This window comes from Sporomusa aerivorans, from assembly GCF_041428895.1.
In the GTDB taxonomy this organism is placed as follows: Bacteria; Bacillota; Negativicutes; order Sporomusales; family Sporomusaceae; genus Sporomusa; species Sporomusa aerivorans.
The window spans coordinates 5,439,393-5,466,330 of sequence record NZ_CP156926.1 but is presented as its reverse complement, the minus strand read 5'-3'; the positions used below and the strand labels follow the sequence as shown (position 1 = coordinate 5,466,330).

Annotated in this window: 20 protein-coding genes and 1 pseudogene; 18 read left to right on the top strand and 3 right to left on the bottom strand. The window is 51.6% G+C overall.

Going from position 1 to position 26,938, the window contains the following annotated elements:
- Nucleotides 1-281 precede the first annotated feature (281 nt).
- The 17 genes and pseudogenes from SATMO3_RS26140 (at nt 282) to SATMO3_RS26060 (ending at nt 19,853) form a co-directional block, all read left to right on the top strand.
- Nucleotides 282-1,640 carry an MFS transporter gene (locus SATMO3_RS26140; RefSeq protein WP_371373220.1) on the top strand — a complete coding sequence of 453 codons (1,359 nt, stop codon included), beginning with the start codon at nt 282-284 and terminating at the stop codon, nt 1,638-1,640.
- Between the two features lie 242 nt (nt 1,641-1,882).
- On the top strand, nt 1,883-3,202 hold the full coding sequence (locus SATMO3_RS26135; RefSeq protein WP_371373218.1) for an MFS transporter: 1,320 nt from the start codon (nt 1,883-1,885) through the stop codon (nt 3,200-3,202).
- Nucleotides 3,203-3,286: 84 nt separating this feature from the next.
- On the top strand, nt 3,287-4,465 hold the full coding sequence (locus tag SATMO3_RS26130; RefSeq protein WP_371373216.1) for an amidohydrolase family protein: 1,179 nt from the start codon (nt 3,287-3,289) through the stop codon (nt 4,463-4,465).
- A 12-nt stretch (nt 4,466-4,477) separates the two neighbouring features.
- On the top strand, nt 4,478-5,980 hold the full coding sequence (locus tag SATMO3_RS26125) for a 4Fe-4S binding protein (protein ID WP_371373214.1): 1,503 nt from the start codon (nt 4,478-4,480) through the stop codon (nt 5,978-5,980).
- 3 nt (nt 5,981-5,983) lie between these two features.
- Nucleotides 5,984-6,820: a hypothetical protein gene (locus SATMO3_RS26120; RefSeq protein ID WP_371373212.1), complete on the top strand. Its 837-nt coding sequence runs from the start codon at nt 5,984-5,986 to the stop codon at nt 6,818-6,820.
- 63 nt (nt 6,821-6,883) lie between these two features.
- Nucleotides 6,884-7,468, top strand: a complete 585-nt coding sequence (locus SATMO3_RS26115) for an amino acid synthesis family protein (RefSeq protein WP_371373210.1) — start codon at nt 6,884-6,886, stop codon at nt 7,466-7,468.
- A 26-nt stretch (nt 7,469-7,494) separates the two neighbouring features.
- The gene (locus SATMO3_RS26110; protein ID WP_371373208.1) at nt 7,495-8,385 is read left to right on the top strand and encodes an NAD(P)-dependent oxidoreductase; all 891 of its coding nucleotides are present in this window, start codon (nt 7,495-7,497) and stop codon (nt 8,383-8,385) included.
- 15 nt (nt 8,386-8,400) lie between these two features.
- The gene (locus SATMO3_RS26105; protein WP_371373206.1) at nt 8,401-9,816 is read left to right on the top strand and encodes a hypothetical protein; all 1,416 of its coding nucleotides are present in this window, start codon (nt 8,401-8,403) and stop codon (nt 9,814-9,816) included.
- A 9-nt stretch (nt 9,817-9,825) separates the two neighbouring features.
- On the top strand, nt 9,826-11,040 hold the full coding sequence (locus tag SATMO3_RS26100) for an aconitase/3-isopropylmalate dehydratase large subunit family protein (protein ID WP_371373204.1): 1,215 nt from the start codon (nt 9,826-9,828) through the stop codon (nt 11,038-11,040).
- Nucleotides 11,033-11,530, top strand: a complete 498-nt coding sequence (locus SATMO3_RS26095) for a 3-isopropylmalate dehydratase (RefSeq protein ID WP_371373202.1) — start codon at nt 11,033-11,035, stop codon at nt 11,528-11,530. The genes SATMO3_RS26100 and SATMO3_RS26095 overlap by 8 nt, the downstream gene beginning before the upstream one ends.
- 69 nt (nt 11,531-11,599) lie before the next feature.
- Nucleotides 11,600-13,450: a cobalamin-dependent protein gene (locus SATMO3_RS26090; RefSeq protein ID WP_371373200.1), complete on the top strand. Its 1,851-nt coding sequence runs from the start codon at nt 11,600-11,602 to the stop codon at nt 13,448-13,450.
- Nucleotides 13,450-14,583, top strand: coding sequence for a 2-methylaconitate cis-trans isomerase PrpF family protein (locus SATMO3_RS26085; RefSeq protein WP_371373198.1), 1,134 nt, complete (start codon nt 13,450-13,452; stop codon nt 14,581-14,583). The genes SATMO3_RS26090 and SATMO3_RS26085 overlap by 1 nt, the downstream gene beginning before the upstream one ends.
- 136 nt (nt 14,584-14,719) lie before the next feature.
- Nucleotides 14,720-16,156 (top strand): glutamate mutase L, encoded by a 1,437-nt coding sequence (locus SATMO3_RS26080; RefSeq protein ID WP_371373196.1) that lies wholly within the window; start codon nt 14,720-14,722, stop codon nt 16,154-16,156.
- Nucleotides 16,157-16,158: 2 nt separating this feature from the next.
- Nucleotides 16,159-17,022, top strand: coding sequence for an oxaloacetate decarboxylase (locus tag SATMO3_RS26075; protein WP_371373194.1), 864 nt, complete (start codon nt 16,159-16,161; stop codon nt 17,020-17,022).
- A 647-nt stretch (nt 17,023-17,669) separates the two neighbouring features.
- Nucleotides 17,670-17,990, top strand: a pseudogene (locus tag SATMO3_RS26070) (methyl-accepting chemotaxis protein); the annotation flags it as partial.
- A 176-nt stretch (nt 17,991-18,166) separates the two neighbouring features.
- A complete protein-coding gene (locus tag SATMO3_RS26065; protein ID WP_371373192.1) occupies nt 18,167-18,835 on the top strand; it encodes a class I SAM-dependent methyltransferase in 669 nt (222 codons plus the stop codon).
- A 301-nt stretch (nt 18,836-19,136) separates the two neighbouring features.
- Nucleotides 19,137-19,853 carry an ATP-binding protein gene (locus SATMO3_RS26060; RefSeq protein ID WP_371373190.1) on the top strand — a complete coding sequence of 239 codons (717 nt, stop codon included), beginning with the start codon at nt 19,137-19,139 and terminating at the stop codon, nt 19,851-19,853.
- A gap of 85 nt (nt 19,854-19,938) precedes the next feature.
- Here SATMO3_RS26060 and SATMO3_RS26055 read toward each other — a convergent pair whose 3' ends face one another.
- From SATMO3_RS26055 to SATMO3_RS26045, 3 genes are all read right to left on the bottom strand, one after another.
- Complete coding sequence (locus SATMO3_RS26055; protein ID WP_371381799.1) at nt 19,939-22,458, bottom strand: PAS domain S-box protein; 2,520 nt, start codon at nt 22,456-22,458, stop codon at nt 19,939-19,941.
- A 45-nt stretch (nt 22,459-22,503) separates the two neighbouring features.
- Entirely contained in the window at nt 22,504-23,943 is a 1,440-nt protein-coding gene (locus SATMO3_RS26050; RefSeq protein ID WP_371373188.1) for an HD domain-containing phosphohydrolase, read from the bottom strand.
- A gap of 68 nt (nt 23,944-24,011) precedes the next feature.
- A complete protein-coding gene (locus SATMO3_RS26045; RefSeq protein ID WP_371373186.1) occupies nt 24,012-24,317 on the bottom strand; it encodes an STAS domain-containing protein in 306 nt (101 codons plus the stop codon).
- Between the two features lie 380 nt (nt 24,318-24,697).
- Here SATMO3_RS26045 and SATMO3_RS26040 point away from each other — a divergent pair, with 380 nt between their 5' ends.
- Nucleotides 24,698-26,920, top strand: a complete 2,223-nt coding sequence (locus SATMO3_RS26040; protein WP_371373184.1) for a hypothetical protein — start codon at nt 24,698-24,700, stop codon at nt 26,918-26,920.
- Nucleotides 26,921-26,938 lie beyond the last annotated feature (18 nt).

Below are 26,938 nucleotides of genomic sequence, written 5' to 3'. Positions count from 1 at the left end.
TGCCGGAACCAACCAATGATTGATGAAAAATAGAATTCAGCCTTTCATGTAAAGGTGTGGGGAGCCGGTTTGATTCCGGCCGCCGCAGCTATAGCCAACGACGTCTAAGCTGTGATCGGTGTAAACATACATTCATTGTCAAACCCTGGGGGTTAGCGATGATGACCGAGAGAAAGCTGACAACGGTGCAGCGAGACGGAGGCGATGCAGATAAGGATTAGTTGTAGATCTGAAGACTAAGACTATTCGAATTCTAAAAAAAATTGATCAGAGGTTTTATTATGAACAACAATGATGTTTCGGTAAGCGTGGCCGCCAGGCTTGACAGGCTGCCACTCTCTAAGTTTCATTACAAGCTGCTGACCATTAACGGTTGTGCCTGGGCTTTTGACGCTTTTGACGTTGGCTTGGTAACTTTTATTGCCACCGCCCTCATTCAGGCCTGGCATTTGAGTTCGGCCCAAGTGGGAATTTTACTGAGTTCAGGCTTGTTTGGCATGATGGTAGGGGCCTTCTTGTCCGGTCCGGCTGCCGACCGTTTTGGCCGTAAAGCTGTTTTTCAATGGACAATGCTGATTTTTTCCCTGGCTTCGCTGGCTTGCGCCTTTGCCTGGGACTTCACCTCGCTTATTTGTTTTCGCTTTCTGGTTGGTGTGGGGCTGGGCGGCGAGACCCCGGTTGTTACGGCGCTCATGGGCGAATTTATCCCGGCCCGGGACAGGGGAAAGGTTCAGGGGTTGATCAATACCTTCTGGGCTGTTGGCTGGCTGAGCGCCGCCGCTCTTTCCTATTTTATTATTCCCGGTATCCAGGAAGGCTGGCGCTGGGCTTTCGTAGCCGGTGCATTACCGGCGCTGTATATTTGGGTTATCCGCCGGAACCTGCCCGAATCTCCCCGCTGGCTGGCTCTGCAGGGACGGGATCAGGAAGCAGCAACTATCGTTGATACCATCGAGGCTGAAGTAGCAAAAACCAATACTATTCCCCCGGTCACCGCAGAAATTATGACGACTGTATCAGTAGATAAAAAAGCTTCTCTCGGCACCTTGTTCTCACCAGCCTACTGGCGAACCACAGTCATGCTATGGGCCTTGTGGTTTCTGGGAATGTTCGGCTATTACGGACTGTTTGCCTGGCTGCCGTCCCTGCTGGTGAAAGCCGGACACAGCATGGTTAAATCCTTCCTCTATGTGGTTATTATGCAGCTGGCGTATATCCCCAACCAAATCTTATGTGCCTACGGTATGGATAAATACGGCAGAAAACGCCTGCTGACAGCCAACCTGCTCCTGGCCGGCGTTGCCACAGTATTATTTGGCTGGGCTTTAGGTTATGGGGCCCTGGAAATCAGTCAGGTTGTCCTGTTAGGGGTTTTAACATCCTTTTTCGTATCAGGTATCTGGGGAATCACCTACACATATACGCCGGAGCTATACCCTACCGGCATTCGGGTTACCGGGACCAGTATGGCGGCCACCTGCTCGCGCATGGGCTCAATGCTGGCTCCGCTCGTCATCGGTTATGCGCTTAATTTTGTCGGCGTTTCCGGAGCTATTGCCATTGTGGCCGGCGCTTTTGTCCTGGCCGGCATTATTGTGGCGGCTCTGGGACAGGAAACCCGCGGGCGCAGTCTGCAATAACATAAATACGATCTGTCACCATTGGCGTTAAGGAATTAAGGCTGACACTGCCCGGTTCCGGCGCCGCAGCTATAGCCAAAGATGTCTAAGCTGTGACTGGTGTAGATATAGATTCCTGGCGTTATCTTTAAGAAGATGCGCAATGGGTATTTTAGGATGAGCAGCAACGGAGCCGCTGAATGGAGGCGATGCCAAAGGGGATTAGCAGGTGTAATCTTTACTAAGAAATGAGGAGTGGTTACATGTCTACTATTACAGAACGGTTGGGAAATTTGCCGCTTGGCAAGTTTCACTGGCGGTTATTGTTGATTATGTGTTTGGGTTGGGCCTTTGATGCCATGGATACCGGTATCATTTCGTTTGTTTTGCCTAAGCTTATCGCCGCCTGGAAATTAAGTCCCGCGCAAGTCGGCTTCATCGGCAGCGTCGGTCTGGTGGGGATGGCGATTGGCGCCATGTTAGGCGGAACTATTGCCGACTATATTGGTCGTAAGAAGGTCTTTGCCGCCACGCTGGTTCTTTACAGTTTGGGCACAGGCGCTTGCGGTTTGTCCTGGAACTATGAATCGCTGATCTTTTTTCGCTTCCTGGTAGGTTTTGGCCTGGGCGGGCAATTGCCTGTGGCTATTACGCTCATGAGCGAATATTCGCCTACCAATTACCGGGGGCGGATGATTGTGCTGTTAGAGAGCGCCTGGGCTTTCGGCTGGCTGGCAGCGTCGATTATTTCGTATTTACTCATTCCTAAGTACGGCTGGGAAGTGGCTTTCTATATTGGTGCTATACCGGCTTTGTATGTATTCTATCTGTGGCGGACGGTGCCGGAATCGGCCATGTTCCTGATGAAAAAAGGAAAAATGGAGGAGGCGCATGCGCTGGTATCCGATATTGAACGGCAGCTGGGTGTAACACCCGGACAAAAGCCGTCACTGGCTGAATCGCAAAGCGCAGCCAGCGCGCCGGCCTTCAGTGTTCTGCAGTTATTTAACGCAAAATATCTGAAGCGGACAGCTTGTCTGTGGATCCTGTGGTTCTGCATCGTATTCTCCTATTACGGCATTTTCCTCTGGCTGCCGACCTTGCTGGTTAAGGCCGGACATGACATGGTTAAGTCCTTTGAGTTCGTATTGTGGATGACAGTAGCCCAAATTCCCGGCTATTTTGCCGCCGCTGCCCTGGTTGATAAAATCGGCCGGAAGGCAACCATGTCCAGTTTCCTCTTAGGTTGCGCTTTTACTGCCTACATGTTTGGCAATGCCACTTCAGTCAGTGAAATTTATTTGTGGGGCTGCTTAATGTCCTTTTTCAATCTGGGTGCCTGGGGTATCTTATATACCTATACGCCGGAGTTGTATCCTACAGAAGCCCGTTCGACCGGTGTGGGCTGGGCAGCCGGTTTTGGCCGGATTGGCGGTATAGCAGCGCCGATGGTGGTTGCCGGCATGCTTACGGGTCCTGACAAAATTCCCCTGGTGTTTATGATGTTTACCGCTGTGTTAGTGATTGCCGCTCTGGATATGCTCATCCTGGGCGATGAAACCAAACAAAAAGTTTTGAATTAAGAATGTACAGGTAATGGAGAAGAGAACAGGCGGAGAAGGAACCCTTCTCTGCCCGCTCTCGACAAACTTAGGGGGTGGCTGAGAATGGCGAATGCAGTAATAACAAATATTGGTACTCTAGTTTCGGGAAATATCCACGAACCGCTTTTACAGGCTGACACCATAATTATTAAAGACGGTAAAATTGAAGCTGTGGGCGACAAAAAATTGATTGACGCTCTTAAGGCACATTCCGATGCATACAAACTCATTGATGCCGGCGGGATGACGGTAGTGCCGGGTTTGATTGATTCCCATGTGCACCCGGTTATCGGCGACTACACTCCCCGGCAGAAAATGGCTGATTTTATAGATAGTTCTCTCCACGGCGCCGTGACCACCATGATTTCGGCCGGCGAATGCCATACACCGGGCCGGCCGACCGATCCGGCAGGTGTAAAAGCCCTGGCTGTTTTAGCGCAGCGCTCTTTTCAGAAACAGCGTCCCGGCGGGGTCAAGGTCCACGGCGGGGCGGTTATTTTGGAACAAGGCCTGACCGAGGCGGATTTTGCCGAGTTAGCTGCCAATGGTGTATGGCTGGTGGGGGAAGTTGGCCTGGGATCGGTTAAAAAACCGGCAGAGGCCGCGCCCATGGTCCGGTGGGCTAAAGCACACGGGATGAAAGTAATGATGCATACCGGCGGCACCTCCATTCCCGGCAGTTCGACAGTAACGGCCGCCGATGTCTTGGAAGTCAAGCCGGATGTGGTTTCCCATATTAATGGCGGGCCTACAGCCATTTCGCCGGCCGAAGTTGACAAATTGATCAATGACAGTGAGTTAGCTCTGGAAATTGTCCAATGCGGCAATCCCAAAATAGCCGACCAGGTGGTACGCAAACTGGCAGGTAAGGGAAAACTGAACCGGATTATCTTAGGCAACGACGCGCCTTCCGGCACAGGTGTTATACCGCTCGGCATCCTTAGAACCATTACCCAGATCGCCAGCATGTCAAATATTCCGGCGGAAGCGGCCATTGCCATGGCTACCGGTAATACCGCCGCCGTGTATGGCCTTTCTACCGGTGTTATTGCTCCCGGTAAAGATGCCGATCTGGCTATTATCGATACACCGATGGGTTCTATCGGCAAAAATGCGCTGGAAGCTATTCAGGCCGGTGATCTTCCCGGTGTGGCTCTGGTCCTGATTGACGGGGAGATTAAAGTCAATAAGAGCCGCAATACACCGCCGGCGGCAGGCAAGGTAACCGTGGGGCAGGTGTAAGGGGGAAAATACGTGATTGTAATTGAGGAAAGTCTCTGTAAAGGCTGTGGACTGTGTATAAAAAACTGTCCTGCCGGAGCGGTAGCTTTAACAGATAAAATAGCCCGTTTGCGTTCTAACTGTAGCAGTTGCGGCGTTTGTTTGCGCGTGTGTCCCTGTGGCGCTATTTCCCGGAACGGAACTATCCCGGAAAAAGCTGTCGTTTGCCGGGCTTGTCCGGTCGAGTGCGCTATTCAGCCCGGTTTTGAAGGCGCTTGCCGCCGGTATACCAATATCAATGGCACTCTGGTGCGCAATCGCGAGTTGGTGCTTGCCAATGACCGCGCCGGTTATGCGTATCCGGAAGTACCTGACCGGCCGCTGATTACGGCCGTAGGGGCAGGGACTGAATACCCTTGCTGCAAGCCGGCGCCGCACATTGTTGCCGATACTGTCCAGGATATTGAGGTTGTTACCGTAGTTACCGAGGCGCCGCTTAGCTATAGCGGCATAAAAGTCAAAATAGACGCCAATATGCACATTGGGGCCGAGGGTGCGCGGGTACTTAGGGACGGAGCGGTAATCGGCATGGTGGATACCGAGGAGTATGGCGCCAAGATGCTCTCAATCGGCGGGGCCAACATCCTAAGCGGCAAACATGGCTTTGTTGCCGCCAGGACCATTGTCGGCCTGGCTAACGGTGAACGGATGACCTTGCAGGTGGAGAAAGGCAGCAGACTGGAGATCGCTGTTGGCGAACAACCGGTCATTGACGGCGTGATTCAGGAAAAAATGCGGGTTGGCTGCGGCAGCGCCACCATCGGCATGTTTGCTGCGCAATTAAGTAAAGTTGTTGATGAAGCCATCATCCTCGACCACCATGTCATTGGCCTGTTGACCGAACACCGGGCTGGCGAAGAAGTCGGAATGACTTACAGCGGCGTAGTGCCGAACGGCCGGAAAAGTACGCGCGGCCGCTATTTCGGCGAGCAGGGGCACGGCTGGGGCGGCACTGCCATCACCAGTTCGGCGGAGGCTGTTAGAGAGATCGATATGAACCTGGCCAAGGCGGGGATGCGGATCCTCGTCACTGAAACAACCGGACAGCAGGCCGGCTTATTGGAAGTACAGGCCGACGGCGCTGTCAAAGAAATACCCCTGGCGGCTGAAATTCAGGCCGTGGTTGATCTGATTGCCGACAACTGTGAAGATGCCCGCGTTTCTGCGGTGTATGTGGGCGGAACCGGCGGCAGCGCCCGGGCCGGGGTAACCACATACCCGGTCAAACTTTCTCAGGCTGTACATCAAGGAGAGGTAAAACTGACGATCGGCGGTGCGCCAACCTTTATTTTGCCGGGTGGAGGCATTAATTTCATGGTTGATGTGGAAAAGGTAGTGCCCAAGGCGTTCACCTGGGTGGCCACGCCGGCCACTGTGGCGCCGGTTGAATACACCATGACGCGGACAACATTCGAAAAAATCGGCGGCCATACGGCAGCTATCAAACCGGTAGCGGCTGTAAAGAAGGATGCATAAACCATGATAACCATTACGGCGCCGGGAACGGTCAAGCTGGACTATGGCCCTATGCAAATGATCATTGCCGCGCAAGGCGAAAGCGGGCCCTTATCCGAGGCCGCCAGACAGGCCGCTCTGTATGCCATGACTATCCTGGCCGAGCTGGCGGAATACCGGCAGATAGCGGCGAAACCCCAGCAGGAGATTGCCGGCAGCGCCAATTTGCCGGCTGCCCTTAAGCGCATGATCGCGGCAGTGCAAACAAGCGGTGATACTACCCTGACGCCAATGGCGGCAGTTGCCGGCACCATTGCCGATCTAACCGCCGATTGGCTGGCGGCGCACGGCGCTGTTAAGGCCATTGTCAATAATGGCGGTGATATCGCCGTCCGGTTGACAGGTACGCAGACAACCCGGGTGGGTATCGCTCCGGCCATTGGTCATAAACCCACTCATATGCTGGCGCTCGATGCCGGTCAGGGGATCGGCGGTATTACTACCAGCGGTTTGGGCGGGCGCAGCTTCACCAAAGGAGTTGCCAGCGCCGCCGTGGTAGCAGGCGCTACCGCGGCCTTGGCAGATGCCTGTGCCACCAGTCTGGCCAATGCCACCTATGTAGAGCATCCGGCCGTTAAGGTAGCCTGGGCGGAAGAGCTTGATCCCAATACCGATATTCGCGGTCACAAAATTGTACGGGAAGTTGGCCTGCTGCCGCCGGCTGCGGTTGAACAGGCTTTGCGGCAGGGGTACAGTAAGGCCGACGATCTCATCAGGCAGGGTTTGATTGCCGGCGCCGCTATCTTTGTCCAGCAGCAGCTGGTCATGTTGCCGGCCGGATTTGTCACTGAAATAAAGTAGGCTGAGCTTGTATGGATTTTCATTGCGCTCATATAGAGATAAATCATTGGGAGGGGAACCACTATGGATTTGACAATTCGCAAAATAGTTACTGTTGTGGAAGAAGTTCGTATGGACGGTAAGAAGGCCGTTGACAAGCCTTTTAAAAAATGCGCCGCCGTTGCTGTTATCAAAAATCCGTTTGCCGGCGAATATCAGGAAGATTTGACGCTTTTGACCGATGCAGGCGAATATTTAGGCGGCCTCTTGGCGCAAAAGGCAGTTGACGCCATGGGAATTGCGCCCGCACAGGCCGAGAGCTACGGCAAGGGCGCTATTATCGGCCTGGCCGGTGAATTGGAGCATGGCGCAGCCATTCTTCATCCCAAGCTGGGAAAACCCATGCGGGAAGCCGTTAACGGCGGCAAGGCCATTATTCCGTCGGCCAAGAAACTGGGGGGGGCGGGGACGCCGTTGGATGTTCCCCTGCACTATAAAGATGCCGCCTTTGTCAGAACCCATTATGACGCTATGGAAGTCAGGCTGCATGACGCGCCGGCCGCCGATGAAATTGTGGTGGCGGTTGTCGTAACCTCGGGCGGGCGGCCGCATCCCCGGATCGGCGGTTTGCAAGTTCAGGAAGTGAAGGGTGAGGACGGTTTGCGCTAACAGGCGCATACTGCAGGGGTGAAAGCATGAATGTTGGTTTTATTGGCATCGGTGCCATGGGTAAGCCTATGGCCCAAAACTTGTTGAAGTCATCAGAGCTAAAGTTACATGTGTATGACGTTAATAATGCCGCCATGGACGAACTGGCGGCACAGGGGGCGGCTCCGTGTGCTTCACCCCGGGAATTGGCAGCTGCTTCAACCGTGATTATTCTGATGCTGCCCAATGCGGCCATTGTGGAAAGCACTCTAACCGGTGAGCAAGGGGTGCTGGCCGGCGGCAAGGCCGGCCAGATTATCATTGATATGAGCAGCGTGTCTGCTGCCAGTACCTGGAAGATGGCAGCGCTGGCTCAGGCCAAAGGGATGGCGTATGTTGATGCGCCGGTTAGCGGCGGGGTGACCGGCGCTACGGCCGGAACACTGACCATCATGGTGGGTGGTGAAACGACGGCCGTGCAGGCTGTCCAGCCGGTCTTGCAAAAAATCGGTAAAAAAATCTACCATGTCGGTGGCAGCGGCGCCGGGGATTCGATAAAGGTTGTCAATAATCTGTTGCTGGGAATCAATATGGCGGCGGTGGCCGAGGCGCTGGTGCTTGGTGTTAAATCAGGTCTTGACCCTAAGGTTATGCTGGAAATTATTAAGGAAAGTTCCGGCCGCAGCTATGCATTAGAGGCCAAAACAGCCAATTTTATCTTAAAAAACAGCTTTACTGCCGGCTTTGCCATTGACCTAGAATATAAGGATCTGGACCTGGCCATGGAAACGGCAAAAAGTCTGGATATGCCGCTCCCTGTAGGGGCTATGGCCCAGCAGGTGTTTGCCATGGCTAAAGCCAAAGGCTTGGGAAAAGAGGATATTTCGGCTGTTATCAAGGTCTGGGAAGAATTAGCGGGAGTTCAAGTTCGGGAGTAAAGGACGGGGGTCCATATGGAGAAAATAAATCAAATCATTGCGGCCAAGGGGTTAACAGCCGGTGAGATGACAATTGGCGACTGTATTGAGGTAGCCAGAGAGGCTCAGGCGCGGGTCAGTGATGTTGTTGTTGCCGAGGCTATGACCACAAGCAACATGACCCGGTCGGAAGTATATTCGGCGGTATTGGCCAGCTTCTCTCACAACTTATATGCTGTGGAAATCGGCTCGACAACAGGTTCCAGCTTTTTGATGGGAACTGCCGGCCGGGAGGTGGCCCAGGCGGGCGCCCCCCAACTGGTGGCCGATGAATTCCTGAACAAAGTGCTGGCCTATACGCTGGGGGCCCAGGTGGGCAATCATTCAGTAGGACTGCAACCTTGCGCCGGTACCGGCGACTCCTGCACCTATGCGGGTTTTGTGCGTGCTATGCTGGAGGAACTGGACGACAAGGAGACAGTGGCCCGGGTTGCTGCCATAATGCTTAAGATCGGTACGATCTTCCGGGTAGGCAAGACTTCGACCGGCTGTAACATGGAGGGCTTTGGCGCCGGGGCGGCTGCTTCCGCCGCAGCATTTGTGGAACTGGCCGGCGGCAAACCGGCCGATATGGCGAAAGCCATTGTGCTGGCCATATCACCGACCATTGCCAATCCGTGTACGCCCCGGGTTATGGTGGCCGGACTGTGCGCCACCCATATCGGCGGCGGCGTTATGATTGGCAAGCTGGCGGCAAGTCTGGCTATGCATACTTCGATTCCGGTAGCCGTACCTGTTGATGTTATGATTGCCATGGCGGCCGCCGTGCATCCGGTATCTGCCAAGCAGGTTGTACCGGTCGTTATTCAATATATGGAACCCTTTTTCAAGACAAATGCGGCGGTGGAAGCCTATATTGGCCAGGACGTGCATGAGGAAGAAACACGGCGGATTGACGAAACGGTTACGCAGGCTTTGGCTGAGGCCAGGCAACTGGCGAAAAAGGCCAACCCCATTGTCAAGCCTTTTGGGGAAGCCGTTGTCGGCGGCAGCAGCCAGGCAGTGGGGTCACCGACCAATACCGCGCGCATTGCCCATTTCCTGGCCCAGGGTAAAATCAGCAAAGTAACAATAGAGTTATATCCGGAACTGTTCGCCCGCAGGGGAATTAATGTTCCCGGCATACTCATGGCGGCTGTTTACGGAGCAGGCACCGACAATAGCCAGCTATACCGGGAAGTAATGAACAAGGTAGCCGCAGAGGGGATCGAAGTGGAGATTCTGCAGGTTAATGAACCCCAACTACAGAAAATCACGGTCACGGCATCAGAGAAGACCGGCATGGTGGCGGCGCTTAACCGGGGCGGCGGCCGGCTGGCGCTGGTGAAGGCTTCCGATAACCAGGAGGCTTACCGGGTGGCGAAAAAACTGGGAATTGAGATTGTTGAATAGGAGGACGTCATGAATTTTATTGAAAAGTATCTGGCTGAAGCCGCCGGACTAACCTGTGTGGCTGCCGGACAGGATATCCGCTGTCATGTTGACCTGGTAGCGGCGCATGACGTTACCGGACCGATGGCCATTCAGCAATTTGAGCAGATTGGGATTGATCATGTTTTCGATCCCCAAAAAGTGGTCATGGTTATTGATCATATTTTTCCGGCCGCCACCGTTCAGGCCAAGACCATGCATTGGATTATTAAAGACTTCGCCCGCCAGTACGGCATTACTCTGTATGATAAAGGACAAGGCGTCATCCATCAGGTACTGGCCGAAAACCACCGGCTGGCGCCGGGTAAAATTCTGGTAGGAGCTGATTCCCATACCTGTACGGCCGGCGGTTACGGCGTTATCGCCATTCCGGTTGGCTCCACCGAATTAGCCGCCGCTATGGCGACAGGCACCATCGACCTGGAAGTGCCGGAGGTCATCGAAGTATATATGACCGGAACACCCGGGCCTTATGTCAGCGGCAAGGACATTGTGCTGACGCTGATTAAACAGTTTGGGGTAGACGGGTTGACAGACAAAGCCGTTGTTTTTACCGGGCCAGGCGTTCTCGCCATTGGTCAGGATGACAGACTGACAATCTGCAATATGGGGATTGAAATGGGGGCGATGATTGCCTGCTTTGGCGATGAGACGGCCGCCGGCGACGTAGCGCGAACAGTACCGCTGGCGCTGGAATCCGTGGCCGTTGTGGCCGCCTGTCCCCACTCGCCGGCTAATGTCCGTCCAGTTGCCGATCTGGCTGACGTGGCGGTGACGCAAGTTGTTATCGGCAGCTGCACCAACGGCCGGCTGAGCGATATGGAGCAGGCTGTGCAGGTGCTGAAACATCACCGGGTGCATCCGGATGTTACCATGCTGATTGTGCCGGCTTCCAAAAAGGTGCTGGCCGCTATGGAAGAGGCCGGCTGGTGCAAGATTTTGCGGGATGCGGGTGCGGTTATTACCAATCCGGGGTGCGGTCCCTGCTTTGGGGCGCATCAGGGGCTGGGCACCGAACGGGATGTCATCCTGTCAACAACCAACCGTAATTTTCCCGGGCGGATGGGCCATCGCAACGCCCAGGTATATCTGGCTTCGGCAGCCACCGCGGCGGCCACTGCCGTCAGCGGCCGGATTACCGAGCCGGATTCATTAGCACAGGAAGGCGGCGCGAGCTATGAATAAGATAACAGGTCAGGTATGGATTTTTGAGGACAATATCGATACCGACCAGATTTTGCCTGGTTATGCTATGGCCGAAGATTTTGCGGGGCTCGGTAAATATGCCATGGCCGGCAGTAAACAGCCGGATTTCGCTGCCAGAGTTAATAAGGGCGATATTATTGTCGCCGGCAAAAATTTCGGCTGCGGCTCAAGCCGGGAACAGGCGCCGGTAGCGCTTAAGGCAGCGGGAGTGAGTCTCATTATTGCCGAATCCTTTGCCCGGATTTTCCGCCGGAATGCCATTAATATCGGTTTGCCGGTGCTGGCAGCGGAACTTAAGAACATGGCCGAGACCGGCGACAGCCTGGAGGCCGACCTGGAGGCTGGCCGTATTACCGTAAACGATAAGGAAACTGCCGTCCAGCCCTTATCGGCCAATGTACTGGCCACCATTCAAGCCGGGGGCCTGATTAACCGGGTCCGGCAGGAGTTAGTGCCGAGACAACCCTAACCTACAGTATTAAATTGTCTCGGTATTAGGCATAAACAGCGACTAACGAGGTCGTGGGAGGAATAGACAGTGGTACAAGAAAAAACAAAACAGATTATTATAGAAGACTATGACAGTGTTCGCGCCTACCAGGAGACATTCGGCGTACAAATGCCAACAGTGGATAAGGACGGCTCGATTGGCGGCTTGCCGGCGCCTTATCCCCGGGTTGTGAATGGCGTGGAGCGCAGTGGTTACCGGATTTACGAACTGGGCCGGCAGGCGGCCGCTACCGGTATACCTGTTCAAAATCCCATCCTGGGCCGCAATACAGCCGAAGAAACCTACGCAGAGTCGCTGGAAATGTACAATATGGCTGAGAAGCTGGGGATTACCCTGTTTCACTTTGTGCACTCGGAGGCCACCCGGCATATTGATCCCTTAAAAGGCCGGGATTTGATTGAACAATCCCGCGGCAAAGGCGGCATTACGCCGGCCGGTGAACGCGCTCTGGTGGAACTGGGCGGCGGTTTGGTCCACCCCATGCGGATCAACGCTACTGGCGACACGCCGCACCTGTCTATTCTTAACGCGTTGATCGCCGGTTTTGACGGTACCGATATCGGTCCGGTCATCCATGTTCACTTTGGCGGCCGGGGTATTCATGACTACAAGACTAAGGTGGTCAACGGCGTTAAAGCACTGGAGATATGCGCGGAAAATAACATGTTTGTCCAGATTGAATCTCATAAACATCTTAATAATATTGGCGGTACCGACGGGATGGCGCTGGCCATGTGCCTTTTAGCTGAAGGACTGGGCGTGCTGGCCGGTTTGCCGGCTGAGCTTAGCGCGGTGCAGATGAATGTGGCCGGTCTCAATCTGCTGGCCGATCTGGCCGTTATGAAAGCCTTTAAAGAAACCATGTGGAGCAAGAGCCTGATTGTTGTGCCGGAAACCTTCCAGAATCCACCGGGCGACCTAATTGCCGAGTCGGCGCATTTCGCCCGCATGGCCATTAGCGCCAAACTGGGCGGGGCCAACTTCTACCGGCCGAAAGCAGCCGAGTCGGTGGGCATTCCGACCGGAGCCTCCATGGCCAAGGCTATCTGGGCAACGCAGAATGTGTTTGAAAACACGGTTGCGGTTGATATTCGCGACCCTTATATAGAAGAGCGCAAGCAGGAAATTCTAAATGAAGCCATGGCTGTTTTGGAGAGTGTCCTGGAATTAAAACGCACACTCTCCCCGTCAGAAATCAATGACGCTTTCTGGCGGCAATATTCCAAAGACGAGATGATTGAGAAAATCGTCCGGGCCGGCAAAGCCGGCATCATGGATTGCCCCCGCGCCGGCGGCTGGGATCTGAAACGCCATGTAAAAACTCATCGCGACAAAGACGGCATTAAACGCTATATCCCGGGTTTCACGCCATTGGGAGTGGATGAGCGGCGCGTTGTCCTCACGGCCGAGCCGGTTGTGGTACCGGCAGAGAAAAAACCAACCCGCAAACAGAAAATGGTACTGGCTACCGTCGGCGCCGATGCACATGTCATGGGCATAAATATGATCCGTGAAGAATTTGAAAAAGCCGGCTACGAAGTAATTTACATGCGCGGTATGAACTTGCCGGAAACCGTGGCCGAAGTCGCGGCAGAGGCTAAGGCCGACATTGTCGGAGTCGCCAATTTACTGGGCTTAGGGCGGGAACTGTTCCCGCGGGTTCAGGATCGCTTAACGCAACTGGGACTTAGGGAAAAGGTGATTTTAATCGCCGGCGGCCGTATCAGCGAAAAAGAGGAAGAGCACAGTTTCTTTGCAGAAAAGATGGCTAAAGAAGGCACAGGCTTCTTAGGTGTGGACGGATTCTTCGGACCAGGCACCGATCCGGCGGAGTGTGTAAAATGGACCGAAGCCGAGTGTGAGAGGAGAGGTATATAATGCACGAAATGCAACGGATTCCCTGCGTAATTATGCGCGGCGGCACAAGTAAAGCCATGTTTTTGAAAGCTAATCATCTGCCGGCAGAAAAGGCTCTACGGGATAAAATGATTCTGGAGATTTTCGGCAGTCCTGATGTCCGGCAGATTGACGGCTTGGGCGGCGCCGACCCGCTGACCAGTAAACTGGCCATTATCGGCCCTTCCACCCATCCTGCGGCTGATATCGATTACACTTTTGGCCAGGTCAGCATCACGGCGCCGTACATCGACTACAGCGGCAACTGCGGCAATATATCCTCGGCCGTCGGGCCGTTCGCCATTGATGAAGGTTTTGTGGCCGCCCAGTCGCCTGCTACAACGGTACGCATTCATAATACCAATACCGGCAGGATACTGGTGGCGGAGGTGCCTGTCGAAAATGGCCGGGCCAAAGTAAAAGGCGACTGCAAGATTGACGGCGTACCTGGAACCGGCGCCAGGATTATGCTGGACTTCTCGGGTACGGCCGGTTCAGCCACCGATAAACTGCTGCCGACAGGCAAGTCGGTGGATACTATAACAACAAGCAAAGGTCCGCTCGATATTTCCATTGTCGATGTATCCAACCCCTGCGTATTTATCAGAGCCAAGGACATCGGCATGACCGGACGGGAAACGCCGCAGGAAGTCAACGGCAATCCGGCTCTCCTGGCCCTGCTCGAAGAAGTCCGGGCTAAAGCCACCGTTATGATCGGCATGGCGCCGGACAGCGAGACGGCTACGCAGAAAAGCCCGGCTTTCCCCATGATAGCTTTTGTGGCGCCGGCTGCCGACTATGTTGATTTTACCTCCGGCCAAACCATCGGCAAGGATCAGGTAGACTTTTTATCCAGGATGATGTTTATGCAGGTGCTGCATAAGACCTACCCGGGCACAGGCACGGCCTGCACCGGGGCGGCGGCTAAAATTCCGGGCACTCTTGTCCACGAAGCCATTCCCCATATTGACAGCATCAGCACAATCAGGATTGGCCATCCGGCCGGTATTATCGAGATTGAAGCCGCAGTGGAAAACGGCGAGGTGACGCGCGCTGCTTTTTCCCGTACCGCCCGCCGGATTATGGAAGGCTATGTGTATGTAACCAACGCGTAGTCAAGGAAAGCCAACAAAGATTTTCTTTTGGCAGGCTGTTAGCATCGCTTCGCCGCTGACGCTTAACCTCCGCTCCTGCTAACAGCCTGCAGGTAAATTTTTATTGACTACTATAAGCAAAACGGGAGTGAAAGGTGTGCAAGCAAATCTGCTGGTTTTTGATGTAGGCAGCACCTATACCAAACTGACGGCGTTCCAACTGGAGCAGGGAAATCTTGCGTTTGCAGGCCGGTCCCAGGCGCCGACGACCATTCACGATATTGAAACAGGCATTTTGGCGGCCAGACAGATTTTAGAGCAAGACGGCATGGCGGTGACCGGCAATGCCAAGGTCTTCTCCACCAGCAGCGCTGCCGGCGGCCTGCGCATGGTGGCTCTGGGCTATATGCCCCGGGTAACTGCCAAAGCTGCCAAGGAAGTGGCCATGAGCGCCGGCGCCAGGGTTTTGGAAATTGTGAGCCACGAGGACCCGCCGGAATACCGGTTGCAGGTTTTGCAGGAAATAAAACCTGATATCGTTCTTTTAGCCGGCGGCACCGACGGCGGCGACCGGGAGTCTATGCTGGAGAATGCCGGCATTATTGTCCGGGCTAAAATCAAAGCCGTGATTATCATTGCCGGCAATAAAGAGGCCCAAAGCCAGGTGGCGGCGATTTTTAGCAAGCATGATGTTCCTTATATCCGTGTTCCCAATGTAATGCCGACAATCCATGAATTAAAAGTCAGGCCGGCTAGGGAAGCCATCCATGAGCAGTTTATTAAACAGATTACGCTGGCCAAAGGCCTGAATAAACTGCTGGATATCGTCTCCAATAAAAAAGTAATGCCCACCCCGGGCGCTGTGCTGCTGGGAGCCGAACTCCTGGCGAAAGGTACTTTTCAGGAAGACGGCGTAGGCGATGTTCTGATTATCGATATCGGCGGCGCTACTACCGATATCCACTCGGTGTTGCCTGATCTCGAAAAGTTAAGTATTGAAGAAAAAGGGCTCATCGTAAACAACGAAAAACAACCCTCTTACCGTACCGTCGAAGGCAACCTGGGCCTGCGCGTCAGCGCAACCGGTATTGTCGAAACGCTGGGGCCGCTCGGCGTACTGGCCAAAATCGGTTATAACAGCGAAGAATTGGCAGAGCAGCTTGTTGCCTATAGCGAGTTTTTGGAAAAAAATCCTGAGCATATTGCCCAGTCGCCGCTGGAGAAGAAGTTCGACCTGGCGCTGGCCAGCAGCGCCATCGAAGTGGCCTTGAAACGGCATGCCGGCTATATTGCGCAGGATTTCAACCCGGTTATGGGTATTGCACCGGGAACGCCGGTGGGCCGGGATTTGCGCAGGGTCAGCTATGTTATTGCCGTAGGCGGAATTTTTACGCATGGAACCCGGGAAGATAAACAGTTTATCCTGGCCGAGGCTTTCAAAAATCCGGGTATTTCCTTACTGCCGCTTGAGCCGCAGTTCATAATCGATGAGCAATATTTATTGTATGCTTTGGGGGCCTTGGGGTCCCAATATGCTGATTCATGCAGTAAGTTTGCTAAAAAATATTTTCAAATTAAACCTAAAGGGGAATGAATATGAGACAAACCAGTGTATTGAGGCAGTTACTGGCCGCCGGAAGCATTGTTGTAGCCCCGGGCGCACATGATGCCTTAACCGCCAAAATTATTGAGAAAACAGGGTTCCCGGCAGTGTATATGACCGGCTATGGTCAGGCTGCCAGCCATTTGGGGAAACCGGATGTCGGCCTGTTAACCATGAGTGAAATGGTAGCCCGAGCGGCCAATATTGCCGAAGCCGTCAATATTCCGGTCATAGCCGATGCGGATACCGGTTTTGGCAATGCCATCAATGTCATGCGTACAGTGCGCGAATACGAGAAGGCCGGGGTGGCCGCCATCCAGTTGGAAGATCAGGTCGCGCCGAAAAAGTGCGGTCACATGACCGGCCGGCAGGTTGTACCCCAGGCGGAAATGGTCGGCAAAATCAAAGCGGCCGTGGATGCTCGCCGGGATGAGGATCTCATGATTATTGCCCGCACCGATGCCCGTACCGTTCATGGCATTGAGGAAGCGCTGGCCCGCGGCAAAGCATATGAAGAAGCAGGCGCCGACATCCTGTTTATCGAATCGCCGGAAAGCCTGGAAGAAATGAAAAAAATTACTTCTGATTTCAAAGTGCCGGTGCTGGCCAACATGGTCGAGGGTGGCAGAACACCGCTCTTAACCGTCACCGAACTGGCTGCACTTGGGTATGATCTTGTTATTTTCCCGACTGCGTCCACCTACACCATGGCCCGGGCGATGACCTCCTTAATGGAAAAACTTAGAGAGACCGGGACCACAGCCGGTATGCTGGAGCAAATGGTAACCTTTACCGAGTTTAATGAGCTCGTTGGCTTGCCGCAAATTAGAGAATTAGAGAGCACCTACGTAAAATAGAAAATTCCATGCCCTCAAAACGCCGAGATGCTTTGTTGCCTTGAGGCGTTTTCGGCATGTATAATGGTAATATATAGAAGATATTAAAAAATAATAATCAGTAACGGAGGATCGATGCGATGTCTGAAAAGGATAAGGCTATCTTGGATAGCCTGCTGTATGCTTTACCGGTAATCCAGCAAGCACTGCAAAATGATGCCGGGGTAACCCTTACTGACCGGGAGAAGTTTATACTGTACAAACCAGGCAAAAAACTTGATCTTAAAGTACCGCAGGATCAGCCCATCAAAGTAGGCAGTGGCGTCTATACGGCCATCCACGAAAAACGGCGGGTCGCCATGCGGTTTGATAAAACGCTGTATGGGCTTCCTTATACTTCGGTTGCCGTACCTGTTTTTAATGAGGAGAAAGAAGTCATTGGCGCCATAGCCATTACTCAGCCGGTCGAGTTGCAGGAATCCATGAAACAGATGGCCAGTGAGCTGCTTGACAGCATTAATATATTAGCCGCAACAACCCAGGAAATTTCCGCTCAGACGCAGGAGATTGCGGCCACCGGCCGGGCGCTGGCCCAGGTAGCCAGTGAATCGCAGGTGCGGGTTAAAGAGACCGACCAGGTGTTGGGTCTAATCCGAAACGTAACCAGCGAAACCAATTTGCTGGGGCTTAACGCGGCGATTGAAGCTGCACGGGTGGGGGAACAGGGCCGCGGCTTTGGCGTTGTTGCCGGAGAAATCCGTAAGCTGGCCACAACAAGCGCCGACTCCGTGAAGAGAATCGAGGAGATTATTACCAATATCAAGTCCGACGGCTCGACAATCTATACACAGATCCACGGTACGCAGGAGTCTATTGACCAAATAGCCACGGCGGTGACACAGGTGGCCGAGACCATCCAGCAGGTAAGCAGAATGGCATCTCAACTTGACGAAATTGCCGAAACTTTAAATTGCCAGGAAACATGCTAGTGCCTTGGCAGATTAGATATTAAGTTTAGATGACGTAGACTTTTGCGTGCAAGGCGGAGGGGCCGCGCATAGCGGAAATATGTAAGGCGGCGACAACGCGGCAGTGCGGAAAAAGATGCGCTAGCTAAGCCAGGAGTTAATCTGGTCAAGACACTATGTAACAGGAGGTCGGAATTATGCGGGATAATAAAACTTCCCAGGCAGCCGCAGAGTATGATGCCAATGTCCATAAAACTATTCCCCGGTATCACTTGTTTCATGAGGAAACGCTGGATTTGGCCAGGGCAATTGTACCCAAGCCCCAAGCCTGGCTTGATACCGGCTGCGGCACAGGCACGCTCATCTTAAAAGCAATTGAGCACTTTGGACCAGTACAGTTTGTTGCAGCAGATCCTTCGGGTGCTATGCTGCAGTTTGCTGCCGAAAAACTGGTTAACCGTGATATAACCTTTATTTCAGCAGGCAGTGAAGACTTAGATTATTCGGACAGCTTTGATATTATAACCGCCATTATGGCCCATCACTACTTAGATGCGGCAGGACGCCGGCAGGCTACCCGCAATTGTTTTACAATGCTTAAACAAGGCGGTTTGTATATTACTTTTGAAACAATTAGAGCCGCCAGCGAGACAGGCACACAAACCGGGCTAAAGCGCTGGCGGAATGCGCAAATCGCAAATGGTAAAGATCCGGAGGCCGCTGACAGGCATGTTAGCCGGTACGGGAGCGAACTGTTGCCAATTACTCTTACAGAACATGTACAGCTATTAGAAGAAACCGGGTTCTCGGTAGCTGAAGTTTTCTGGGTATCAGGCCTGCAAGCCGGTTTTTACGGAATAAAATAATAAAGCAGAGCTGTGGTGTCTTTGGATAAGCCACAGCTTTTGGTTGCGTTTGGGGAAGTTAAAGTCCGTACACATGAGTGGGTACGGACTTATTTTATTTTATTGAAAGAAATTCTTGTAGTAATAGAGCAACTGGTCTGCCATCTCGCCAGGATTGGGCGCGATTCAGACCGGTTTTCTCCATTTCTCTGTTTATATAGCTGTGATGTTAATCACTGACTAAAACATAGGTTTATTATATTATAGACTCAAGAGGAACGGAGGAAGTTCCATACGTACAGAGATTAAAGGAGGAAAAGATATGTTACGGAAAATTGTTCAGATAAATGAAGAAAAATGCGATGGCTGTGGGCTGTGTGTGGGGGCGTGTCATGAGGCGGCTCTCAAATTGATTGACGGCAAAGCAAAATTGATCTCTGACCATTTATGTGATGGCTTGGGAGCTTGTTTACCGGATTGTCCCCGCGGAGCTATTGAGATTATCGAACGGGACGCAGCTGCTTTTGATGAGGCGGCTGTAGAGCAACATGTTGCCAGCAGCCGGCCTGTATCCGAGGTGCCGCCACTGGCGTGCGGCTGTCCCGGCAGCTCGGCTAAAGCTATCAAACGGGCGCCTGCCGAGACCCGGCACGAGGAAGCCATCCCTGTTCAGTCAGAATTACAGCAATGGCCCTGCCAATTGCAATTGGTACCTGCCGGCGCTCCCTACTTTGACAATGCGCATCTATTAGTTGCGGCTGACTGTGCGGCGTATGCTTACGCTAACCTGCATGCGCGTTTCATGCGCAACAAAATTACTGTGATTGGCTGTCCTAAACTGGACAAGGCCAATTATGCCGGTAAACTGACGGAAATACTGCAATTGCATGAAATCAAAAGTGTTACCGTAATCAGGATGGAGGTGCCTTGTTGCGGCGGCCTGGTCAACTCTGTTAAGGAAGCCCTGGCAGCCAGCGGCAAACTGATTCCCTGGCGTGTGGTGGTTATCGGCACAGACGGCACTATCCGGGAAGATTAAGGTATAGCGTTAAATTGAAGAGGTAGCAAGTAAAACTCCTGTAGAGCCTTCAAAGGGACATTACAGGAGTTTTATTCTTAATTCATCATGAACACGTCAGGTATTTGACCAGCATGACTTCATTGCCCTGTTTATTATATAGTACCTTATCCGACCATAACACCATCAATGGAATTCCCCGGCCCCGCTCACTTGTGAGCAAAGCCTCGAAGCGCCCGCCTATGTCTGCTGACGCTAATTCGGCAACCCTGGCATTACCGCGGAAGCCTGCGCCGTTATCTTGTACACGGAGAATAAGTTTGGCGCCGATTTTATTGATTTTTATGTGGACGGAGCTGCCATGCTGGGTCGCATTCACAATAGCTTCGCCGAAGGGTATACTGATTTTCGCTGCTTTTTCGCCTGTTAAATTAATAAGGAGCTGATTGATACGGTGGCGGATTATCAAACGCTGGCTCAAGTCCGAGTAATCAAAATACAAGGGAAACTGTTTTAATCCCCTGAGCTCGATACAAAGCGCAGAGCAGTCGTCGCTAACAGTACCGTTCGTAAAACGCCGAAGCTGATCAAGTGTTTCGTCAAAGTGAGCTGCATGATTAACAATTTCACGGGGTAACCGTTCTGAAATACCGTCAGACATAAAGTAGAAAGTATCGCCGTTTTGCAACGGTAAAGTGAGCGAGTCAAATTTGGGTGTCCGGGTTGCGCCCAAATAAATGCCTGGTATGGCTACTATCCCATTGCTACACTGGGTACTGGCCAAAAGATAGTTAATGCCGCCGGACCAACAGGTGATTTGCCTAACGGTGAAATCAATTGTGAACGTTATTAGTGCAACCAAAACATTGTCTGACATGTGATCAAAAATATACTGATTTAACCAGTTGAAAGTTTCTCGGGACCATGGATCTTCCCGGTCAATGGCCTCATTCAGTAAGCTGCTGATTGCCGAAGTATACAGCGCAGTAGCTATACCGTGACCGGATACATCGATCAAATACCCATGAAGTTTTGTTTTGTCGTGTGTCAGACGATAGCCGAAAAAATCGCCGCTAACGACTGTAAGTGGACGAAAAATCGGATGAATTGTCAACTGGTCATCCTGATAATAGGGTGGCAGCAGGGATTTCTGTACTGCTCCGGCTAGCTTTACCTGCTCGTGGATTTCGGCCTGCATTTTTCTTAGTTCGGAAATATCTCGGATAACACTGAATACCACCTTCTCATTGCCGACGCTTTTGACACTGGAGCTGACTTCTACCGGAAAGAGGCTGCCATTTTTCCGCCGGTGGATGGCTTCAAAGGTGATTCCGCTTTCAGTGGCAATTTTCATTTGTGACTTTACCAGCAAAATATCCTGTTCCTGGCGCAAATCAAAGATATAGCTGTCCAGGAGTTCTTCACGTGTATAGCCATAGGCTTTGGACGCGGCGGGGTTGGCTTCCAGAATCCTGCCGCTATTACGGTTTACAAACAACATGATATCCCGGCTGTGGAGGAAAAAGAGACGGTACTTTTCCAACGCCTCCTGCACGGCCTGACGTTCAGTGATTTCTTCTTCCAATGTGGCGCTAAGCTGCTGTAATTCGACAACGGATTTTTCCAACTCTATGTTAGTGTCGCGTAACGCTTTCGCGGCATTTTTCTGCTGGGTAATATCGCTTACAAAGGCTGCGGAGAGGGTGCTTTGCGGCAGGTTAAGGGTTTTGCGTTCGGCCAGGTAGTAACGGTCGCCGGTACTGTCATAGCGTTCCCGGGATTCAGAGTTATTGCTGCCAGTCAGGTTCTTCGCGACAGGACAGTTCGGGCATACTGATGTAAAGCCAAACAACTCATAACATTTTTGAGTATTTGCCGGATCTAGACAATTAGGACGGGCTAAACTCTTATTTACGTAGATTAATTCATATGTCCTTAAATCCACAATATAGGCCAGGCTGCTGATACCGGCAACGATGTTTTCCAATAATGCCTTAGTATCCTGGATGGTCTTTACGGAATTCTCCACGTGGGCTCTGGCAAGAACCTCGCCGACCAGCGGAGCAATAAATTCGACAAATTCCATTGTCGCCAGGCTGAGCATGTTAGGCTGAAAGTCGGCGAGATGAATTATGCCAACGACGCTGCCGCTATAGACAATGGGAATAATCGCTATGCTGCGAAAGCCGGTTTTGACGCAAGTGCCGCGATATAAGCCAAATTCAGCCACGGACAACTGCTGGACAAAATCAGCCGTATCATTAACGCACAAAGAACCGCTGCTATTTACCGACAATTTGTCGCAAGCCAGCAGATTGCCGGTAATAATTCTGGTACAACTGCAATCTTCGCACGATATTAGAATCATATTTTCCGTTTCCCAAAACTCCCGGCTAAAGCCGACATAAGACTGATACGGAATATACCCATGCTCATCCAGTACTCTGATGCCGATACATTCAACGCCGGTTTCCTGCTGAATAAGCGTAACTACATTATCCAGAAACGTAGCCGGTGAGCCACTAATGCTAAGGCTGCGAATCAATGACTGAGCAGCTTGCATATAAGAACGCCGCTGATAAGGGCTACTTTCGATATTGCCAGGCAAGGCCTTTATCTCCCCCATGTCTCCCAACTAAAATGCCTCCCTTCGGGATAGTCGCGCAGCATGTTATACGCCAAGCATGTTAATAAATATATTGGTGAGCTCGGGATCAAACTGACGACCGGCATACTTTTTCAATTCCGCCACTGCTTCAGCCGGAGCTAGCGCCCGCCGGTAGGGACGGTCGCTAATCATGGCGTCATACGCATCTACAATGGAGAGAATGCGGCACTCCGCAGGAATACTGGCGCCGCTAAGGCCCAAGGGATAGCCTGTGCCGTCAAACCACTCATGATGCTTTAAGATCCAATCGGCGATTGCTGCCAGCTCCGGGATAGACTGGGCAATACGGAAGCCGATCTGCGAGTGCCGGCGCATTTCCTCCCTTTCTGGAGGCGTGAGCGGGCCTGGTTTAAAAAGAATATTGTCAGATATGCCGACTTTTCCCAAATCATGAAACTGGGCGAACAACTGCAGTTCATTGAGGTTTATTGCCGGCAGACCTGCTGCTGTTGCCAGTTGAATAACAAGTTTCTGCAGCCGGTCACCGTGTTCTTCAGTGATGAAATCGCGCGCCTTGAGCATTTCTTTTGCGGTCAGGGCTAAGGCGCTTCTGTGACTTTGGCTGCGCAGCAGCTTTTCCTTTTGCATAGCATCATCAACACGCTTAAATAATTGTTCGAAATTTTCCCGGGTTAGGTTTGTTGTCGCACAACCCGAAGAAACACTCATAGGAATATCGCCGAGACCGGAATTAATCAGCCTAATGCCTGCGTCGATTTGCTGGCAAAGGGTTTCCATATCGGTTAACGGAATATTGGGAATAATGGCGGCGAATTCATCCCCGCCAATGCGGGCTACCGTTCCGCGGGCGCCTACTAACTTATCAAGTAAACGGGCTACTTGCAGCAAGACTTTATCTCCGGCCTGGTGCCCTAAGGTTTCATTTATAATCTTAAGTCCGTCAATATCCCAGAGCAGTAGTCCGATATTAGTAATTCCTTGCCGGGATAAATTGGTTATCTTTTTCTCGAAATAACGCCGGTTGTAAATGCCGGTCAGAGCATCGTGCTCACTAACGTAAAGTAAATCACTTTCTAATCGTTTCCGTTCGGAAATATCTCTGCTGACACCTAATGTTCCCACGATCCTGCCGGTAACGTCGTAGACAGGGCTGCGGCGAACCTCAAAGCATTGTTCGCTGCCGTCCGACAGCAATTCATACTCCAGGAACAGATGCGTTTTTGCATCATCCATGACAAGATGATCATTGTGCGTATATTGCAAGGCCAAATGATGAGGGTGAATATCAAAATCAGTCTTGCCTGTTATTTGATCAGCGGTGTGCCCGCGTCGCCGGGCGAAAGAATCACTGACCAGCACATAGTGCCCGTTTAGATTCTTAACCCATAACACATCGTCAATATTGTTTAAAATCGAGGTTGTAACCTGCAAATTGAGGATTTCTGTTATTAATTGTTCTTTATTCTTTTGTACTTTAAGCATAGAGTTCCTGTCCCCCTTACTCTGTGCTGACGCAAATTTTTACAATTAACCTGCAGCTTTGCCCATTTTTATTCCTCTATTGTGAAGATGCTTTTCAACCTTGTTATTTCAAACAGCTCATTGATTGTGCCGTGTAACCCTTTCAAGGTTATACAACCGCCCTGACTGAGAACACTTTTGTTAACGGAAATTAACGCCGCTATCCCCAAACTGTCAATGTAATTCAAATTCTGCATATCAATGATAAATTGTTTACTGCCTGTTGCTATACATTTCATCAGGTCTTGGCGGAATAGAGCGGCATCTTCTGTATACATTTCACCATTTAACTTTACCAGTGAACAATTTTTCTGAACGGTTATTTGTTTCTCCATACCAGTTCACCTCCTAGAATATTGTGTAAAATTGTCACTGCCATGAAGAAAGAAAAAATAATAAAACACGCTTTTGACTAACCAATTTAATTATGAACGATTAAATTTTATTGGATATTAATTCAACAGTAAACGATTTTTTCCTGCGCTAAATACTAATATTTTTCAAATAATGATAATTCCTTTTCAACTTTTACTACTTTATACTATAAACAGCTTCTGGAAATCAGAAACTGTCACAGTTCGACAGTAATTTTCCGGCGGCTGACTGCAAAAGTGAAGGAATTATATGTTAATTAGTAGAAATAGGATTCCAGATATATAATTTCAAAGTACGGCTATTTATGAGTAATACACAAGGATATTGAGAGGAACTGGACATGAGGATATTTGATCCCGCCGACACATTATCAGCTTCCTTACATTCGGATCAGATAACGGTGATAAAAGAGGCGTTGGCCGCCCCGAACAATTTTTTTATTCAAAATTCGCCGGCTGTGATGAATAAAGCTGAGCTTATGGCTGAGATTTGTTATCAGCATGCTAAGTGCAATCTCAAGATATTATTGCTAGCCCGCTCCGGTCAGGATGTGGATGATGTGCTGCGCTGTATAGCTAAACAACGGCACATCCGGATTTTACGCGCAGGCAGTAGCGGCAAGCGGGGCGGGAAGGTGCCTCCATATACCGCCGCCAGAATCGTGACCGGCTGGCTTGGGCGGACTGCTTCCCTTTGTCAGCAGGATTTACTGGCCATAAACCAAAGACAGGCAGAAGCCGAAACGCTGCGCATGGAATTAACCGGCCTTACAGCACGGAAAACCAGGCTAAAAGCCGAATGTGATGCAGTCGCAGCCGGCATCCAGCGGCATACCAAGCAGCTGCAGGAACTAGCCCAGGGGGAAGAAAAATTGCAGCGGGATTGCCAGGGCCTCAACAGGCAGCGAGAGCAGTTAACTGCTGAGCAAACAAAAATACTCTGTGAACTGCGGGCTAATCATACCGCGCGAGAGATAGCAGATACAAAACTGGTCAACTTACTGGCTGCCAAACAAAAAAACGAAACAATTATTGCCCACAATTTGGCTAGGCGGGCAGAAATAACAGCCAAGCTGAACCGTTTGTCAGAACAGGCGGCCTGGCTTGAACAAAAGGATAATTTGAACGAAACGGTAAGTGACAGGGAGATTGCGCTCCGGCGCTTAGAAACCGAAAAAGAACGTCTGGTAAATTGCCTGTCCCTGCTTATCGCCCACAAACCAGCGGAGCCTGTATTTCTGAGTAATAACCGGGAACCGCAGGTTACTGCCGTGGCCCACTTCATCCAGTACTTCCTGGAGTTTGCCATTGTCGCCCAGAAAGTCCAGTGCCAGGACTATGTGCCGGCAAGTCCTTTTCTTAGTCAGGATATCAGGCTTTTGTCGGAGCGCACTGTGATTCTCAAAGAGCGCCATAGTGACCTTAATTTTACCGCCGAAGAAAAAATAAGCGAACTGCGTGAACTAATCCGGGTATTGCTGGAAACTGCGCACGAGTATGGCTGGACAACCAGTCTGCTTAAACCTTCCACTCAGGGAGTGACGGCAACCTATCACACTATCCGCTCATTGCGCGAGGCGGCCAATGATTTACTATGGAATCCGCCCCCGGCCATATTAGCCCGTTTAGGCTTTAATACTCAATGGAAAAGGGCATTATTTGATTTAATCGTCAAAGCTAAAGCTATAGAGCAGCTTGCTGCTTCTCCCGGCGGTTTACGGGAACAAACCTATAACGAATTTGACAATATGCTGTTGGAGTGCTGTTATCTGACCCAGCGAATTTACGAAGCCTGCTATAAACATCTTATGGCTTGCGGTCATGCAGTGGAAAAAGCCTGTAATCAGGTCAGGGAGGAGTTGGCGATTGCGGCGGCAAAGCTGCAAAAGCTTGAGACGGAGGCCCGGACTTTTACAGAGCAGACAAGCCTGTGCGCTGAGAACGGGGAAGTTGGCCTGCAAAAAAGTCTGGCTAGGATTGAGGATACGCTCCGGCAGGCCGAGGCTGGGCTAAAAAAAGCGGAGAACGCACTTGGGGAACACAAGGGTTTACTGGCCGGATCTGCCAGTAAAATTGAGCAAGAGCAGAATGAGCAGGAGGTACGGCTGAGCAGTCTTAGCGGGGAGCTTGCTGATGCCAAAAAGCGGCTGCAAGACCAGCAACGTACGCTGGTGGAACGAAAAGAGCTGCTGGCGGTGGAGCAGGCTAAACTGGCGGAGCTTACCGGTGAAATTAAAACGGTGGCTCATAAAATTACAGAAACTAGCGATAAAATGACCGAGTGGGAAACCGGGCTTGCTGAGGCCGCGGTCAAAACGTCAATTGTTGAGGAATGGATAAAGCGCATTACGGAAGTTTCACCGGACGAAAGGCAAAGTTTAATTAAGATTTATAGCAGAGAAGCTAATGTGGTAGGCATGTCTTTGGCGGAGTTAGACGCCTCTGGGCCTGCCGACTATCCTTACGAATGGAATGTTATTGTTACAGATATAGTTCAGGAAGAAACCGTTCCGGCCGTTCTCTTACCGTTATGCCGGGGGAAGAAGACCATTCTGGTAGGATAAAATTTTCAGGAGGGAAGA